Origin of the sequence: Desulfoscipio sp. XC116 (genome assembly GCF_039851975.1) — a bacterium.
GTDB lineage: Bacteria > Bacillota > Desulfotomaculia > Desulfotomaculales > Desulfallaceae > Sporotomaculum.
This window is the reverse complement of record NZ_CP156660.1, coordinates 76,599-92,016: the sequence shown is the minus strand read 5'-3', so window position 1 is coordinate 92,016 and position 15,418 is coordinate 76,599. Positions and strand designations below refer to the sequence as shown.

18 protein-coding genes, 1 tRNA gene and 1 other RNA gene are annotated in these 15,418 nt (G+C 49.9%); 2 read left to right on the top strand and 18 right to left on the bottom strand.

The window, feature by feature from the left end; genetic code table 11:
* Window positions 1-7: 7 nt before the first annotated feature.
* The 6 genes from rsmI to ABDB91_RS00420 all read right to left on the bottom strand — a co-directional run bounded on the left by rsmI (window position 8) and on the right by ABDB91_RS00420 (window position 5,488).
* Window positions 8-868: a 16S rRNA (cytidine(1402)-2'-O)-methyltransferase gene (gene rsmI / locus ABDB91_RS00445; RefSeq protein ID WP_347489601.1), complete on the bottom strand. Its 861-nt coding sequence runs from the start codon at window positions 866-868 to the stop codon at window positions 8-10.
* A gap of 5 nt (window positions 869-873) precedes the next feature.
* Complete coding sequence (locus ABDB91_RS00440; RefSeq protein WP_347491487.1) at window positions 874-1,128, bottom strand: initiation control protein YabA; 255 nt, start codon at window positions 1,126-1,128, stop codon at window positions 874-876.
* Window positions 1,049-2,011 carry a stage 0 sporulation family protein gene (locus tag ABDB91_RS00435; RefSeq protein ID WP_347489599.1) on the bottom strand — a complete coding sequence of 321 codons (963 nt, stop codon included), beginning with the start codon at window positions 2,009-2,011 and terminating at the stop codon, window positions 1,049-1,051. The genes ABDB91_RS00440 and ABDB91_RS00435 overlap by 80 nt, the downstream gene beginning before the upstream one ends.
* A gap of 6 nt (window positions 2,012-2,017) precedes the next feature.
* Entirely contained in the window at window positions 2,018-3,013 is a 996-nt protein-coding gene (gene holB, locus ABDB91_RS00430; RefSeq protein ID WP_347489598.1) for a DNA polymerase III subunit delta', read from the bottom strand.
* Window positions 3,014-3,162: 149 nt separating this feature from the next.
* A complete protein-coding gene (gene tmk / locus ABDB91_RS00425; protein WP_347489596.1) occupies window positions 3,163-3,789 on the bottom strand; it encodes a dTMP kinase in 627 nt (208 codons plus the stop codon).
* Between the two features lie 235 nt (window positions 3,790-4,024).
* On the bottom strand, window positions 4,025-5,488 hold the full coding sequence (locus ABDB91_RS00420; RefSeq protein WP_347489594.1) for an aminotransferase class I/II-fold pyridoxal phosphate-dependent enzyme: 1,464 nt from the start codon (window positions 5,486-5,488) through the stop codon (window positions 4,025-4,027).
* Window positions 5,489-5,634: 146 nt separating this feature from the next.
* Here ABDB91_RS00420 and ABDB91_RS00415 point away from each other — a divergent pair, with 146 nt between their 5' ends.
* On the top strand, window positions 5,635-5,904 hold the full coding sequence (locus tag ABDB91_RS00415; RefSeq protein WP_347489592.1) for a hypothetical protein: 270 nt from the start codon (window positions 5,635-5,637) through the stop codon (window positions 5,902-5,904).
* Here ABDB91_RS00415 and ABDB91_RS00410 read toward each other — a convergent pair.
* From ABDB91_RS00410 to ABDB91_RS00355, 12 genes are all read right to left on the bottom strand, one after another.
* Window positions 5,832-5,999, bottom strand: coding sequence for a sigma factor G inhibitor Gin (locus ABDB91_RS00410; RefSeq protein ID WP_347489590.1), 168 nt, complete (start codon window positions 5,997-5,999; stop codon window positions 5,832-5,834). The two genes, ABDB91_RS00415 and ABDB91_RS00410, sit on opposite strands and share 73 nt — an antisense overlap.
* Window positions 6,000-6,238: 239 nt before the next feature.
* Window positions 6,239-6,499, bottom strand: coding sequence for a 4Fe-4S dicluster domain-containing protein (locus tag ABDB91_RS00405; protein WP_347489588.1), 261 nt, complete (start codon window positions 6,497-6,499; stop codon window positions 6,239-6,241).
* Window positions 6,500-6,513: 14 nt separating this feature from the next.
* A complete protein-coding gene (locus tag ABDB91_RS00400; RefSeq protein ID WP_347489586.1) occupies window positions 6,514-7,080 on the bottom strand; it encodes a 2-oxoacid:acceptor oxidoreductase family protein in 567 nt (188 codons plus the stop codon).
* A 3-nt stretch (window positions 7,081-7,083) separates the two neighbouring features.
* Window positions 7,084-7,842 (bottom strand): thiamine pyrophosphate-dependent enzyme, encoded by a 759-nt coding sequence (locus ABDB91_RS00395; protein ID WP_347489585.1) that lies wholly within the window; start codon window positions 7,840-7,842, stop codon window positions 7,084-7,086.
* A gap of 98 nt (window positions 7,843-7,940) precedes the next feature.
* Window positions 7,941-9,029 carry a transketolase C-terminal domain-containing protein gene (locus ABDB91_RS00390; RefSeq protein WP_347489583.1) on the bottom strand — a complete coding sequence of 363 codons (1,089 nt, stop codon included), beginning with the start codon at window positions 9,027-9,029 and terminating at the stop codon, window positions 7,941-7,943.
* A 44-nt stretch (window positions 9,030-9,073) separates the two neighbouring features.
* Window positions 9,074-9,748 (bottom strand): hypothetical protein, encoded by a 675-nt coding sequence (locus ABDB91_RS00385; RefSeq protein ID WP_347489581.1) that lies wholly within the window; start codon window positions 9,746-9,748, stop codon window positions 9,074-9,076.
* A 167-nt stretch (window positions 9,749-9,915) separates the two neighbouring features.
* Window positions 9,916-10,179 (bottom strand): pro-sigmaK processing inhibitor BofA family protein, encoded by a 264-nt coding sequence (locus ABDB91_RS00380; protein WP_347489579.1) that lies wholly within the window; start codon window positions 10,177-10,179, stop codon window positions 9,916-9,918.
* 249 nt (window positions 10,180-10,428) lie between these two features.
* Complete coding sequence (recR, locus tag ABDB91_RS00375) at window positions 10,429-11,028, bottom strand: recombination mediator RecR (RefSeq protein ID WP_347491486.1); 600 nt, start codon at window positions 11,026-11,028, stop codon at window positions 10,429-10,431.
* Window positions 11,029-11,058: 30 nt separating this feature from the next.
* On the bottom strand, window positions 11,059-11,373 hold the full coding sequence (locus tag ABDB91_RS00370) for a YbaB/EbfC family nucleoid-associated protein (protein WP_347489578.1): 315 nt from the start codon (window positions 11,371-11,373) through the stop codon (window positions 11,059-11,061).
* Between the two features lie 13 nt (window positions 11,374-11,386).
* Window positions 11,387-13,342 (bottom strand): DNA polymerase III subunit gamma/tau, encoded by a 1,956-nt coding sequence (gene dnaX / locus ABDB91_RS00365; protein WP_347489577.1) that lies wholly within the window; start codon window positions 13,340-13,342, stop codon window positions 11,387-11,389.
* 159 nt (window positions 13,343-13,501) lie between these two features.
* An RNA gene (ffs, locus tag ABDB91_RS00360) (signal recognition particle sRNA large type) lies at window positions 13,502-13,766 on the bottom strand.
* Between the two features lie 83 nt (window positions 13,767-13,849).
* Window positions 13,850-13,943 (bottom strand) — tRNA-Ser (locus ABDB91_RS00355).
* Between the two features lie 825 nt (window positions 13,944-14,768).
* Here ABDB91_RS00355 and ABDB91_RS00350 point away from each other — a divergent pair.
* Window positions 14,769-15,386: a TetR/AcrR family transcriptional regulator gene (locus ABDB91_RS00350; RefSeq protein ID WP_347489576.1), complete on the top strand. Its 618-nt coding sequence runs from the start codon at window positions 14,769-14,771 to the stop codon at window positions 15,384-15,386.
* The last annotated feature ends 32 nt before the right edge of the window (window positions 15,387-15,418 follow it).

Genomic DNA, 15,418 nt, shown 5'->3' with positions numbered 1-15,418 from the left:
TATAATTTTATGTGGACCTGTTAATCTGATTATACAGTTCCCGCCGGGGGATATCCCTCAGGCGGGCTACTATTTTTATAGCCTTGCTGGTTGGTACCCCTTCCTCCTGCAATAAGCGCACAGATTCCTCCGGTGACAATACTAAACCGTTATCCAAAGCTTGTTCTTTTTCCTCTACGGCAGAACACCCATCAATAACCAGCACAAATTCACCCCGCGGCGGTCGGTTTTCCGACTGCTGCTGCAGCTGCTTTAAAGTACCGCGCCGCACATCCTCATGCAGCTTGGTCAATTCCCGGGCCGTGCAGGCCCGCCGGTCACCCAGGACATCTACAAGCTCACCCAATGTTTTCAGCAGACGGTGGGGAGACTCATATAATACCATGGTTCTGGACTCTCGGGCCAGCAGTGTCAACCGCCGGCGTCGCTCCTTGTTCTTGACCGGCAAAAACCCCTCAAATACGAATCTGGCCGTCGCCAGTCCGGACATGGTCAGCGCAGCCAGCAAAGCACTGGATCCGGGCAATGACGTCACCCGGATACCTCTTTCCAGAGCCGCCGCAACTAATTCTTCACCCGGGTCGGAAATGCACGGCGTACCGGCATCACTTACCAAAGCCACGTTTCGCCCCGCGGCCAGCTGTTCAATAATATAAACACCTTTGGACTGCCGGTTATGCTCATGGTAGCTGGTCAGAGCAGTATGGATGCCATAATGACTAAACAGCTTGCGGGTATGGCGGGTGTCTTCAGCCGCCACCAGATCCACCTCCCGCAACACCTTCAGCACCCGCAAGGTAATATCCTCCAAATTACCGATAGGTGTGGCACAAAGGAATAAAACGCCGCTCCCTTCAACCGGCCGCATCTAAATCACTCCTGTTTGCGATGTAAAAAAGCAGCACAAAATAAGCACTCGCTTTCCCGTATTCGGCCAAAATAGATATTGCAGACATGAAAACCCTGGTTGTACAAATTAACCAGGTTCTGCCGCCCCGAGACCACCTTCGGCAAACCGGCGGAACCGGTTTTATCACTTTCTTGCATATCATACATCAGGATCAACTGTTGTCTGAGCTTTGCATTTTCTGTTTCGAGCATTTCGACAAGATTTTTCAGATTTTTGATTTCGGACAGCAGGTCCTGTGCCCTGGCCTCCAGCGCCTTCATTTTTAACGTTAGGGGCTTCACCATGATCACCTTCCACAGACTCCACTTCAATTACACTACAGGGATACTCTTTAACCAATTTACTTTCCCGCAGTTCCACATTAACTGTTCGCTTAAAAATATTAATACCATTTACCCGGCCGTCGCCGTCCGGTGTGGTTACCTTTTTGCCAAGTTCCGGGAAGCCTTCTTTGGCCTGTTCATAAACTTCATTTTCAAACTTTAAACAGCACATTAAACGGCCACAAATACCCGAAATTTTAGTGGGATTAAGTGAAAGATTCTGCTCTTTAGCCATCCTAATGGACACCGACGCAAAATCGGCCAGCCAGGTGGTACAGCATAATTCCCTGCCACAGCAGCCCATACCGCCCATCATTTTAGCCTCATCCCGCACACCAATCTGGCGCAGTTCAATGCGGGTCCGAAAAATCGCGGCTAGATCCTTGACCAGCTCGCGAAAATCTATTCGCCCATCGGCAGTAAAATAAAAAATAATTTTATTGCCATCAAAGGTTTGTTCCACGTCCACCAGCTTCATGGGCAATCCGTGAGTGTTAATCTTCTCCAGGCAGATTTCCATGGCCTTGATTTCTTTCTCCCGGTTGGCTTGCAATTGAGCCATATCTTCTTCGTTGGCCCGGCGCAGCACCATTTTTAAATTACCGACCACTTCCTCCTCCGGCACTTCCCGCGGTTCAATTACCACGGTTCCGTATTCAATCCCTCTGGAAGTTTCCACAATAACACCATCGTTTACTGATAAGTGCAATTCCCCAGGGTCAAAATAGTATATTTTTCCCGCCGATTTAAAACGGATCCCTACTACAATATACGGCAATATCCACTACCCCCGATCATCGTTCCCCAGGCCGGTAATTTTGAACAAGAGGAAATCCAGCACCAAGCGCTGGTTAACATTGCTTGCCAAGCGGTCAAAAGCTTTTTCCGCCGTTATCAGTATGTCCATTACCTCATGTTTTGCATAAGTACCGGCCAATTCAACAATATATGAATGCCGATCCACATTGATTAGAAGCTCCGCGGAACCGGTTGTTTGCCAGATCAGCACATCCCTGAAAAAAGGAATAGCATAATTAACAAACTCCGCCAGGTTTTCCCGCTCCGCCAGTTCTTCCACAGGAGTAAAGGCGCTGCCCGGCCTTTCCCGGACTAACCGCATTAATAACTCCAACATGGCGCCGCGTTTATCCGGCCCGCTAAGCATCGCCAACGCCCGTCCCGGACATCCCCCGGACAACGCCGCGGCCACCCGGGTACTATCAGCATCATACTCCGCCCCGGTACCGGTATTAGCCAACACCTGCAACACTTCCTCGCCGGATAGGGGAGTAAAGCGGTACTGCTGGCAGCGAGACCGCACTGTCGGCAGTATCCTGGCCGGGTCATCGGTGACCAGTATAAATACGACCCCGGACGGAGGCTCCTCCAGTATTTTTAAAAAACAGTTGGCTGCCGCCAAAGTCATTTTTTCGACCTGTTCCACCAGGAAAACTTGCCTGCCCGAGCCAAAGGCAGTAATAGCAGCGCCGTCCTGTACGGCACGCAATTGGTGAATTTTTATGGATGCCCCTTCCGGCCGGATAATATGCAAATCAGGATGCACACCCCGTTCCGAACGGACACAGTCGTCACATTCTCCGCAAGCATCCCCCCGGCCGCGGCGGCATAATAACGCCCGGGCAAAGGCCAACCCAATTGTTTTTTTGCCAACCCCCACCGGCCCGCCAAAAAGATAAGCATGGTTGACCCTTCCGGCCAGGGCACTTTTAAGACGTTCTTTAATCTTTTTGTGACCTACCACGTCCCCTAGAAGCGGCATCAACCCTACCTCCAATAAATTATCCGCGAGTACGGATCAATAACTATAATTTTGACACCAAAACACAGCAGCCGAAATGGCATAAACATATAATAAAAGTTTCATATATGCATACAACAATTATAACACTGAAACCCTGCGAACCAATATTACGGTGTTATTAAATCGCCGACCGCCTTTAAAATGCGCCGGTGTACATCTTCCACCGGCCCGTCTCCTTCTACCACGCGAAAGGTTCCGGGCCACCTCAGAGCCATTTCCAGGTAACCATCCCGCACCCGCCGGAAAAAATCGTTTTTCTCGCCTTCGAGGCGGTCGGGGGGACGCTGTCCCAGCACCCGGCTTATACCTTCCCGCACGGTTATATCCAGTAGCACCACCGCGTCCGGCACCAGAGCACCGGTGGCCAGTTCGTTTAATTGCCGCAGCAGCGCCATATCCATACCCCGCCCCCACCCCTGGTAAGCCAGGGTGGAATATACAAACCGGTCACAGAGCACCGTAATTCCCTTGACCAAAGCAGGTCTTATTATCTCATCAACATGCTGGGCCCGATCCGCCGCGTATAAAAACGCCTCTGTACGGTGGCTTATATCATGACAGGCCGGGTCTAATAATAGTTCCCGCAGTCTGCCGCCGATTCGGGTGCCCCCGGGTTCCCGGGTACACAGCACAGGAATATCCATCTTCTTCAAGAAACCGGCCAGCAGTTCCATCTGGGTAGTCTTACCCGCCCCGTCAATGCCTTCAAATACGATAAATTTACCCGCCAGCAATTTTAAACTCTCCTTACATGTGGAGCAAACTCGGAAAAACTCGAACGGCCGGTGATTGCGAACAGCGGTAAAGCGGTTTTCACTGTTACCCTCATTATCTATAAGACCGGCACGTCGCTATCGCGCTTCAAACAAGCACTTGTCAAAGCAAGTTTCCGAATTTATCCCGGATAGCAGCACAAAATGCAAAACGCCTAACAATATTTTATATAAGTTGGTTTAAAGCCATACAGATTTAAATATCCACAACCCGTATGGTTCTAATCGTCGCATCTGCGGCACCCTGGATATGCACCCCCATTTTCCGCACCTGTAATAAGTATTCTATAACCTCGGTGGTAATTTCCTCCCCGGGATATATTATCGCTATGCCGGGCGGGTAAACCGCGATTATTTCCGCGCCAACCAATCCCCGGCTTTCCTCAATATTCACTTTTTTTTGTTTCGCCAGCCAGGCCCGGCGTGGTGTCATAACCTGCGGCGGCAGCGGCGGGCCCGCCGGGGACAGTCCATTACAGTTTCGATCCGCTGCATGCCCCGCCCCCACTGAGCGACTGATTTCAGCCATAGCCCCCACCAAAGCCATCACATCCGCCCGGCTCGTGCCCAACGATAATACTGCCACCAGGTTGTAAGCATCGGACATTTCCACATATATACCATGTACAGTAGCCAGCCGCCGGGCTGCCGCGTACCCGCCAATCCCCAATTTCCGCACCGAAATCACTAAACGGGTGGGATCATAATGCACAGCACCCGGCCCTCCCAAATACTCCTTGCTCAGCACGGCCAGCCCCGGTATTTGGTTAATTCTCGAGGCCGCGTCAACGGCCAGGGTCAATAAATCATCCAACACGGCTTGTCCCTTAAAGGCCAGCTGCTTCCTGGCCGCATCCAGTGAGGCCATTAAAATATAGGAAGGACTACTGGTCTGCAGCAAGCGCAGTGCATCAGCCACCCTCTGCCGCTCTACCCGCTTACCGCCCAGATGCAGCCAGGAAGCCTGGGTCAGTGCGCCCCCGGTTTTATGCACACTTTGCACCACTGCATCAGCGCCCAGGGACAACGCATCGGCAGGAAGCGCGGGGTGCAGGCGCAAGTGCGTACCGTGGGCCTCGTCCACCAGTAAAGGCACCCCGTGCCGCCGGCACACCTCGCTTAACCCATCGAGATCACCTACTACCCCGTAATAGCAGGGATGCACGGCCAGCACAGCCCCCGCGCCCGAAGATTGCCGCAAGGCGGCATCCAGCTTGTCCGGCGAAAATCCAGCGGCAAAATCAAAACCAGGCACAATAGCCGGTTCTATAAACACCGGGCTGGCCCCGCTGATCACCAATCCGCCCAGCACCGACCGGTGCACGTTGCGCGGCAGCACCAGTGCCCGGTCTTTACTGCAAGTGGCTGCAATTAAAGCCTGCAACCCCACAGTGGTGCCATTTACTAAAAAAAAAGTACACCGGGCGCCGTAAAGCTCTGCGGCACTTTGCTGAGCCGCGGCTATCACTCCCGTCGGATTGTGTAAATCATCCAAACCCGCCAGTTCAGTAACATCCCAACCCGGCAGATTGCTCCGCCGCATTGCTTTTGGCAGCCCCGGACCGCCACCGTGACCGGGTACATGCAGGCGTACTGCTTTTATATTGCTGTATTCTTCCAAAGCATCCACCAAAGGAGTATGCTCATGATTAATTAGCAATGAATTTCTCCTATAAATTTTTATTAACGTTTTATTTTATCATATTGTTAACCAACGGGCTAGAAACCAAACCTTTTTTAACCCTCAATTGCATTTCATTTACTTCATAAAGATACCGATTAGCGGCCAAAATAAAAATAAAGCGCATGAAAGGAGTGAATACAATAGAAATCAATACAGATAAATTATCCCAGAAGTATCGCACCAATGTGCCCGGCCTTATCCGGGCCTGGAAAAAAGGCACCCCCGACCTGGAGATTTCATGTCGCACAGGCATCAATCCAGCCACTCTCAGCCGGATTAAAAGCGATTTGGAAATGGCTCACCGCCAAGCCCGGCTGGTTCAGAAACAAGCATTGCCGGAGGGCGAACAGTTGTCCGCCAAGCACCACATACTTTTGAACCCGTTTCTATAATACTCATAATCAATACTGTCCATAGTTAAACAACAAATTTTTTCCTCACAATCCGAGCAAATATAGTATCCCCAAATACAGATACCTTGTTTCATAACCCTGTCGGATCCGCAAAAGCAACAAACGCACTCGCTCATGATATCACCCTTATTTAATATATGTAACTGAACCGCCGCCGGTCCCAAAGAGTAAATATTTCCAAGCCCCGATATACTGCGCTACAGCCCGATTTGCAAGTTTTACCAGTGGCACTAAGTATGTATATGTTAACCCTTGCCATACTAAAAAGCTGCGGGGTATAAAAAACCTCCCGCAGCTTGTTAACCTTGCTATTTTAGTTCTGTTCTTTTTTTTCTTTCTTTTTCTCCACTGCTATAGCGCAATCCGGACAGAAATTCTGACAGATGCCGCATGCAATGCATTCATCGTTTATCTCTACCGAAGGCGTACCGTATACCCCCAGCACATCGGACCAGCTCATGCACTTTTTGGGACACTTTTGAATGCACAGGCCACATCCCTTGCAAAGCCCGGGGAACAATGTCCAAAAACCTTTTTCCACTTCCAGGGTACGCCCCTCGAAGGTTTGAGCCATTTAAAATACCCCCTTTACAGTATGCTGGCCACTAATTCCATGCCGCGTTCAATAGCCCGGAAATTCATTTCCCGAAGCTTGGGATTCTTCTCGAATTTATAGCCCAGCTTTTTCTCCAAAGCCGCCTTGGCGTCCTCCACGGCCACCACCTCGGTGGCCTTCACCACCGCACCCATGATAATAATGTTAAACACGCGGGGATGCAGCTCATTCTTGGATACCTCAATAGCTGGAATGCCCAGTACTTTTTTAGCGTTCTTGGGCAACTCATCTTCAATATCTTCAATGCCCGAGTCATAAACATATATGGTTTCAGGCCCTGCATACTGCTTGGTGCGTCGAACGGCCCGGTCACTTAAGGCCACAACGATATCACCGATTTGAAACTTGGGCGCTCCTATATGCTCATCGCCAATCTGCAGATAGGCTACGGAAACACCGCCCCGCTGTTCCACACCGAAATTAGGTATATACAGCGCCTCGCGCCCTTCCTCGTTAGCCGCCTCGGCGATAATCTGGGCTACCGATTGCACCCCCTGGCCGCCCTCGCCAGCCAGAACAATTTTTACCGGCTTAGCCATTTATTACTGTCCCTCCTTCTCCCGGGGACCGGGTACTTTAATTTCCCCTACCTTAAAATATTTGGTCATTTCTTGCTCAACAAATTTCCAGGTATCTTCGGCGTTGGTACGCCAGTTGGTGGGGCAGGTGGATAATACCTCCACGAAACTAAACCCGTTCCCGGCCATTTGATTTTCCAGTGCTTTTTTAATAAAACCCTTTAATTGCTTTACATTGGCCACGGTACCCCTGGCCACATAGGCACCTTCCTGAGTGATAGCAGCCACCATTTCCGGCCCCTGAGTGGGATAACCGGCAGTGTTTACATCACGGCCATAAGGTGAAGTTTCAGTCTTCTGACCAGGAAGGGTAGTCGGCGCCATCTGGCCGCCGGTCATGCCATACTGAGTATTATTGACCAAAATTGCCGTAATCCGCTCGTTACGGGTCGCCGCGCTTACCAGATGCTGCGCGCCAATAGCGTAACCACCGCCGTCACCCATGTAAGCAATCCCGGTTACTTCCGAATTGGCCCGCTTGATACCGGTAATTACCGGTGTTGTGCGGCCGTGGTGAGTTTGTACAGTATCTACATTGAAAAAGTCCCAGGACAACAGCGAACAGCCAATGTCACAGCCAAAAACAACCTTATCTTGAATGCCCAGCTCATCAATGGCCTGTCCCAGTGCTTTAAGCACCAGTCCGTGGCCACAACCCGGACAGAATTTATGGGGTTTGGATTCCACACGCCAGCATTTGGGCATGGCAGGCTGTACTGACATTACAAAAGCCCCCTTTCAATTCTCTCAACAAATAATCATAATTAGTATGATCCCACGCTTCATAAAGCGCAATCTTAATTATATATAATATCATAGCATTAGCCTTTTATTTCTTTCACACGGGCTACCACTTCCTCGGTGGTAATACCCACACCCGGCTTAAACAAGGATAGCATTTCTGTTGTGTTTCCATAAATAACTTCTTTAATCAATCTGTCCAACTGCCCATTGGCGGATTCCACCACCAGCAGCTGTTTAGCCTTGCCGGCCACATCCCGCAGCTGGTCCGCCGGCAGCGGGCGCAGAGTAATGGGACGGAAATAGCCTACCTTGTAGCCTTCTTCCCGCAGTTCCTTGACCGCCGCCTTACAGGCACGGGAAACCACGCCGTGGGAAATTACCACCAACTCGGCATCATCGGTATCAAAGGCATCGTATTCAGCAATCTCGGGCGCCGCTTTGGCATAATCGGCCAGGTAATTTTCCAGCACCTCGAACAGCTCTTCTTCCACATTGTAAGTATTTCTTAAATGAGTCGGTTCCCTATCCACTCCCGGCATCCCGGCCATGCCCACATAAGGCTCGGTGGGCACCATGGTAATGCCCCGTGACGCAGGGTCATACATGGTTAGCGACTCTCTCATCTTGGCCTGGTAACCATCACCCAGTACAAAGGTGGGGAAACGGTATTTCCACGCGGTATTAAAGGACTTGATTGTGTAATCAAAAAGCTCCTGGTGGGTAGCGGTAGAGTAAACCACCCTTAATCCTTCGCCGTTGCCGCCCAGCGTGGTCAAGGTGACTTCCTGCTGTGAATAAATCACCGTAGCGGTGGAAGGACCGCCGCGCTGCTGCACAATCACTACCACCGGCAGCCGCATGGCCTCGGCCATGCTCAGGGGTTCCTGCATTAATGTATTACCCGGACCGGCGGTGGCGGTAAAGGCCCTTCTGCCGGCCAGTACGCCGCCCGCAGTAGTGAATCCCGCCGACAGCTCATCCTCGGTCTGCAAAAACCTGCGGCCGTACTTGGGCAACATCCTGGTCCAGTAATGCATAATCTCATTCTGGGGCGTTATGGGGTAACCGTACATGATATCGGCCTCAGCCGCTGCGGCGGCCCAAGCCACTACTTCATTACCGGTCATGAACACCCTTTTTTCACCTTGAATCGGTTTTTCTGGCATTGACTTGTACACCTCCTAAAATCTTGACTCCATGTGAAACTTATTTACCAAAACGTGTGCGGCATATACCTTTCCAATTTCCTAACCGGGTGCCCGGCCATATCCACCGGCCCGATTAATGCCGCAATTCCCGGGACCGCTGTAGTAACAACCACGGGCAATTGCAATTGCCCGGCCGCTTCATCCACTATCCGGGCCCCTTGCTGAACAATCTCCACATCAGTTTCGTCTCCCAGGTGGCTGTTATTGATCAAACCGTGTACACTACCCAGCTCGCGGACATAATCCACTATATCCGTCACGCTGCCCGTCATTGGCCTGGCAATATTTATAACAGCATAAATCTTCAGGTCGGGATCCGCACCTGCTCCTTCCAGCAGGTTTAGAGTTTTAGCACCTTCCACTCCATAACCGATATCCAACACAATATCGCCGGATCGGCGCAATGCCCAACGGTTTTCCGCCCGGAGCACATTGCCTGTTTCACCCAACCCCATGGTATCCCTGGTCTCCCAGGCCAGCACGGTAATCCCTTTGCGCTGCAACTCTTTTTTTATGGGGCGCAGCGTGTAACACGGCTCCACAATATCCAAATCCACCAGGGTAACCCCCCGGCCACAAGCGGCCAAATCAACCGCCCTGTTAACGGCTACTTCGCTTTTACCGCTGGCATATTCTCCAACGTAAGCTTCTACTACCCGCGGGCCAATAATCTTCACCCCCGCGATAAATTTAATAATTCTAAAATCTTGTGTTATAGTTTTAATAATCTAGAAACTTTTTATGAATTATTTTGTCATCAACACTGTTTAAGTATATTGCAACAACATTAACCCGTCAAGAAATTAGCTATATTACAGAATCTTTACACTGCATACCGTATTTTTCATACAAACCAGTGGTTCATTAAAACCAACATAACCAGACCGGGCAGCTGTAATATACCGGCCACCAGCACAGTAAAGGGATTGTAAGACACATGCATATCCAAAAATTCCAAGCCCCAATTTAGCAATATTAAGAGCACCGTACCAACAACCAAACACCAAGCCGACTTTAAAAGCCAGCGCAGCGGCCTGTACATGGCAGTAGTCATAATATACAGGCCCAGCAGCGCCATCGATCCTATAACAAGCAAATTCCATTCCATTAACCGTACCCCCAATCAAGCCTATCCGATACCAACCGGCTCCATTATTCCCGCTTCGTCCTAAAGTGATGTAGTTCTCGTACCCGAAGCAAGAATCCGCTTATAAAATAATATGGGGTATTAATGGAAAAAATTACTGTTTATCAAATTCCAGGACTCCCATTTCTATGGTGGGAGTTCCTATCTTTACTTCAGGCAGGGTAGAATCCCCAATCTGAAGCCCCGATGTTCAGCTTTAACTGAACGGGTTCACTCTATTTCCCGGCGGCCCTCAATAGCCCTGCCCAGGGTTACTTCATCGGCGTATTCCAGGTGAGCGCCCACCGGCAAACCATGGGCTATTCTGGTCACCTTTACACCAAGGGGTTTAATCAGCCGAGCTAAATAGAGCGCGGTGGCATCCCCCTCCACATCCGGGTTGGTGGCTAAAATCACTTCCCGCACCGCGCCGCCTGCCAGACGGGCCAGCAGGCTTTTAATATTCAATTCCTGAGGCCCCACACCCGCCAGGGGTGAAAGAGCGCCATGCAACACATGATAGACACCTTTAAAACCCCGGTATTTTTCTATGGCCGCAACATCCCTGGGATCCTGCACCACACAGATTACTCCGTTGTTGCGCGTCTCGTTAGTACATACCGGGCAAGGGTCTACATCGGTCAGATTACCGCAAACCGAACACTGCCGCACCTTATCCCTGGCCTCCCTGATAGCCTCCGCCAGGCTGCCGGCCACCTCCGGGGGAGCGCTCAACAAAAAAAAAGCCAAACGTTGCGCCGTTTTGGAGCCAATCCCGGGTAATCCGGCCAATTCGCCGATCAAGCGTGATACCGCGCCGGCGTATTGCATTTGCTTCACTATACAGGGCTCCTTTTACCGTTAGAATAAGCCGGGTATATTTAACCCGCCGGTTAATTTACCCATTTCCTTGGCCATCATATCCTGGGCCTGTTTTAATGCTTCGTTGACCGCAGTCAGAACCAGGTCCTGAAGCATTTCCACGTCCTCCGGGTCCACCGCCTCGGGCTTAATTTCCACAGCTACGATTTCCTGGCGGCCATTGGCCACCACCCGCACCACACCGCCGCCGGCGGTGCTTTCCACCGTCCGATTGCCCAGTTCTTCCTGCATTTTAGCCATATCGGCCTGCATTTTTTGCACTTGCTTCATCATTTTAGCCATATTCCCACCCATTTTTAGTACCTCCTTATTTATTATCCAAATCCTTTTCCAGGGGCACCACCGCACCCTGAAACAGACTTATCGCTTCCTCAGCATCCAATTGTTCCGATTTCTTTAGCCAGCCCGGCGGCGGAGCATCGTAAAAATCGCAGCGTATCTGCCAAGTCAAGCGGGTAACTGAATCCAGCGTTTTAGTCAACAATTGCTTGATCTCGGGATCCCCCGCCATATCCTTGATAAAAATATCTCCCCGGGGCACACCCAACACCAAACAATGTTCTTTTATTTCCGCGGGCCAGGCCTGGCACAAGCAGGTATAGGCAATCGGATTAGCTTTTTTAACCATGGCCATTATTTCCGGCCACCACTTCTTAAGTTGTCCAATACTATAGCGGGGGTCATCTTGAACATTGTGCGCAGCTTGCCGGTCGGGAGACGTCGCGGCACTACCGGACTTTGGCGCAGCTTGCTGAACCGTTTGAAGCGCCGCTGCACCGGTTTTTTCAGCAGCCGCCACCGGGTCGGGAGTGTCGGCAGGTGACTTCTCCAGCCCGAACGAGGACCGGGAATCATCTTCACTATTGGGGGCAACCGGCGACAACGGCCCGGCAGCCGTATTATTGTCAGCAACGCCAGGCACCGGCACAATAACTTGATTAGCTATAGTATTACCCGATTTAGGCTGCTTGCCATCAATCAGGAAACCGGCCTGGGTGTTTACCTCCACCGCCGGAGACTTAAGCGCTGGTTGACGGCTGCCTTGCAGCACCGGAACATCCTTCACGGACGCGTTATTAACACCCGGCAGCCTTTGCCCGCGCTGTTCTGACTGTTCCCCACCGGCCAGCGCCTGTTCAAGCCGCTCAATCCTGTACAACAGTTCATCTATCGGCGGCATATCATCGTCATCCATAATCCGCACCAACGCCAACTCCAGCACTACCCTCGGATGCGCGCTGCGGCGCATGGTCTGCTCGGCCTCCACCAGGCGATCTATAGCCCTGATCAGCTGATTGCGCGTAAACAACTGCAACAATTCCGCCGGGGGCGTACCAAACCCGGTTTCCCCCGTGCCTTCGGGAACCAGACAAACCACCAGTAACCGGCGCAGATATTCCGTTAATTCCCTGACCAGCTGTTGCAAATCTTTACCCTCGGCAACAATAACGGCCATTTGCTTTAATACGTCAGCCGCTTTTTTTCCCGCCAATCCGGTGACTAAATCAAGCAGCACATCTTCAGACACCGTACCTAAAATACTGTACACCGTATCGGCAGTTACGGCGGCTTCCCCGCTTAACAAAAGCGCCTGGTCCAACACACTCAAGGCATCCCGCATACTGCCTCCGGCGGCCCGGGTAATAGCCCGCATCGCATCCCCGTCCACGTTAAAATTACTCTTAGCCGCTACTTCTTCCAAACGTTTGGCGATTAATTCGTTAGGTAGGGGACGGAAATCAAAGCGCTGACAACGGGATAGTATGGTCAGGGGCACCTTATGCGGCTCCGTGGTGGCCAGCACGAACACCACATGCCCGGGCGGCTCTTCCAATGTTTTCAGCAAAGCATTGAAGGCCTCGTTGGTGAGCATATGCACTTCATCCACTATGTATATCCGTTTACCTCCCAGCGAAGGAAAATATTTTATATTCTCCTTCAACTCGCGTATTTCATCAATACCCCGGTTGGAAGCAGCGTCAATTTCAATTACATCCATGGTAGCACCGGATAATATTTCCCGACAATTCCGGCACCGGTTGCACGGTTCACCCCCCTGCCGCTCCGGGCAATTAATAGCCCGGGCCAGCACCTTGGCCGTGCTGGTTTTACCTGTGCCCCGAGGCCCGCAGAATAAATAAGCGTGGCTCACTTTGTCCGCCATCAATGCATTGCGCAGTGTCTCAGTCACATGCTTTTGTCCCACCAGATCACTTAACTGCTGCGGCCGCCACTGCCGGTATAAAGCCAGATAACTCACCATCCACACCCCTCGCATAGATTAACCACTAAATTAATTTCGCTGCCGCGGCGCTTTTTCCCTTCCGCTGGAACCATCGCCTGCCATAGATCTTAAATCGGTTTTATAAAGAAGAAAACCGGCCCTAAGCCGGTCTTATCGTAAATATAATAAATTTAATGGCCGTGCACCTGTCGTCGAATACTGACTTCCAAGCGTTACTTTTGCAGGTAGCTCGGATCAGGCACCCTCGCGGCACCCGGATAAACTTCCTTAGTGCTGCTTCCGTCAGGATCTGACACGGTTCAAAAGTCTCCGTCGCGCAAGACCCAATCGTCAGCACCCCTTACAAAAGCCGGACCTCACAAGCCAAATCCTCGGACAGGAATTCAACCCCGCTACAGCGGATTACGGGTACAGGGCACCGCTACCTCCCCATCTAGCACGGCCAAAAGTAAAATCTGGCTGTTTAGGAATGAAGACGGACCCGTAATATATCGGTTAAGTCCGTCCTCATTCCTAAATATCATATGGCGGAGAGAGAGGGATTCGAACCCTCGAGACGGATTCAGACCGCCTACGCGATTTCCAGTCGCGCGCCTTCGACCAACTCAGCCATCTCTCCTTGGTCTACATTACACATTGTATATAATTATAGCGCTAACAACCGCGCAATATTTATTATACATATCTTTTAGTTTAACCGCAAGACCTTTTACTTATAATAGCCGCCCAACCGCCAATTAAATACTGGCAGGTCTGGCAACCACCCGCAAATAAATGAGAGAAGGCGTCGGACCTTCTCTCATAAGCAACCATCCTTACAGTTTTTTGATACAAAACATGCAAAGCAGTTCTCCATAAACAATGTTTTTACGTTGTATTACATTTATACACTATACTGCAAACACCAAGGAGCAAAAATATTCGTACCGTTCACTTGATCAATCGTCTTAACAGTATTACCCAACCAAATTTGATCCGACCGAAATTACAGAAATACCAATTTAGTTAACCTACATCACCAACAACAACTTAAACAAACACAAAAACACTACCCATAAATTGGCTTACTTGCGCAACAAACCCGAACCATAAATCCGACGCTTCTTGCATACCGTACGACCTGATTACTGTATGGATGGTGCTTATATGCATTATAGCAAAGTCAAGAACATTTTGCAATAGTCAACTTTTGCAGGAATACTTACAAAAAAAGCTTTTATGACGCATAAAATGCCCTTCATCTTCTGTTTGTCTACATAGCGGCCCAAAGCCGGATAATTACTATTGCACATGGATTCGTAATATCCCCAACCAATTATGTTCAACTTTTCCCCGCGCTTGGTAAGATAAGAAGGCTGCTCTTTTTAATTGTTATTGCAGGTTATATAGAATATTATTTAGAATAATATAGATAATTATAATTTTATCACGAGGGATACTATAAATGGAACATAAATCTACTTTAGTTAAGCTAAAAGAAAATGAGCGGGAAATTAGAAAAGATCTTATCATTAATGCATCCATCAACCTTTTTGCCCGTAAGCCATTCAATCAGGTGAGCATACGTGATATCGCCGCTGAGGCGGGAATATCACCGGCTTCCATCTATCGTTACTTCTCAGATCGTGATGAATTATTTCTTGAAGCATTATACCGTGAAGCCAAGGTTATCGGAGAAAACTTGGCAAAGCTATTTGAGGAGAATAAAAATGCCTCCATTGAAAAAATGGCCTGCGATTTCGTGGCATATCTAGCAGACCATGATTCGTTTTTCCAGATGATGACGCACTTTATGATAGACGGAGGGATAAGTGAAAAATCACTGGAAAAGTTTAACACAATAGAACGTTACTTACTTAATATTTTTGATAATATCTTTATCAGGATAGGCCTTAAACAAAATGTACGTCTTGTGTCACATGCTTTTTTTGCGGCCTTAAACGGAATACTAATCACCTTTAGAAAATATCCGGGACGGAACGAAGAGGAAATAGGGAAGCATATGCTAAAATTGGCTTCAGTAACAGCGGAAATATTTAAAAATGGCGCTACCAAGTTATAAATTTTCAAACCCGTCAAAAGATCAGCTTCTTT

Bases quoted from the DNA above. Each gene is read 5' to 3' on its own strand.
- rsmI (WP_347489601.1), bottom strand. From the start codon at position 868: ATGCGGCCGGTTGAAGGGAGCGGCGTTTTATTCCTTTGTGCCACACCT.
- holB (WP_347489598.1), bottom strand. From the start codon at position 3,013: ATGCCGCTTCTAGGGGACGTGGTAGGTCACAAAAAGATTAAAGAACGT.
- ABDB91_RS00415 (WP_347489592.1), top strand. From the start codon at position 5,635: ATGAAAGGAGTGAATACAATAGAAATCAATACAGATAAATTATCCCAG.
- ABDB91_RS00410 (WP_347489590.1), bottom strand. From the start codon at position 5,999: ATGAAACAAGGTATCTGTATTTGGGGATACTATATTTGCTCGGATTGT.
- ABDB91_RS00405 (WP_347489588.1), bottom strand. From the start codon at position 6,499: ATGGCTCAAACCTTCGAGGGGCGTACCCTGGAAGTGGAAAAAGGTTTT.
- ABDB91_RS00400 (WP_347489586.1), bottom strand. From the start codon at position 7,080: ATGGCTAAGCCGGTAAAAATTGTTCTGGCTGGCGAGGGCGGCCAGGGG.
- ABDB91_RS00395 (WP_347489585.1), bottom strand. From the start codon at position 7,842: ATGTCAGTACAGCCTGCCATGCCCAAATGCTGGCGTGTGGAATCCAAA.
- ABDB91_RS00390 (WP_347489583.1), bottom strand. From the start codon at position 9,029: ATGCCAGAAAAACCGATTCAAGGTGAAAAAAGGGTGTTCATGACCGGT.
- ABDB91_RS00380 (WP_347489579.1), bottom strand. From the start codon at position 10,179: ATGGAATGGAATTTGCTTGTTATAGGATCGATGGCGCTGCTGGGCCTG.
- recR (WP_347491486.1), bottom strand. From the start codon at position 11,028: ATGCAATACGCCGGCGCGGTATCACGCTTGATCGGCGAATTGGCCGGA.
- ABDB91_RS00370 (WP_347489578.1), bottom strand. From the start codon at position 11,373: ATGGGTGGGAATATGGCTAAAATGATGAAGCAAGTGCAAAAAATGCAG.
- dnaX (WP_347489577.1), bottom strand. From the start codon at position 13,342: ATGGTGAGTTATCTGGCTTTATACCGGCAGTGGCGGCCGCAGCAGTTA.
- ABDB91_RS00350 (WP_347489576.1), top strand. From the start codon at position 14,769: ATGGAACATAAATCTACTTTAGTTAAGCTAAAAGAAAATGAGCGGGAA.